Annotated in this window: 1 pseudogene; it reads right to left on the bottom strand. The window is 67.2% G+C overall.

From position 1 onward, the window contains the following. A pseudogene (locus QSK36_RS43210) lies at nt 1-307 on the bottom strand (sugar ABC transporter ATP-binding protein); the annotation flags it as partial. Between the last annotated feature and the right edge of the window lie 34 nt (nt 308-341).

The raw sequence follows: 341 nt of genomic DNA, 5'->3' as shown, positions 1-341 counted from the left end.
CCCCGGCCCGGATACTGAACGACACCTGCGCGAACCGGCCGGGCAGCGTCAGGTTCTCCACCCGCAACACCTCCGGCCGCCCCTCATGAGCCTCCCGGCCCGGCCGGGGCGGGAAGACATACTCCACGTTGCGGCCGGTCATCAACGCCACGATCTGCGAGGTCGGCGTGTCCTTGGCCGCCAGACCCACCGCGACCGTCCGCCCGTCCTTGAGCACCGTGACCCGATCCCCGATCTCCCGGATCTCCTCCAAACGGTGAGAGATGTAGATCACCGCCACCCCCTGAGAGGTGAGATCACGGATCACCCGGAACAGGTTTTCCACCTCGTCATGCGCCAAC

Source organism: Microbispora sp. NBRC 16548 (genome assembly GCF_030268985.1).
In the GTDB taxonomy this organism is placed as follows: domain Bacteria; phylum Actinomycetota; class Actinomycetes; order Streptosporangiales; family Streptosporangiaceae; genus Microbispora; species Microbispora catharanthi.
The sequence above is the reverse complement of the archived record's forward strand: the minus strand, read 5'-3'. Positions and strand labels throughout refer to the sequence as shown.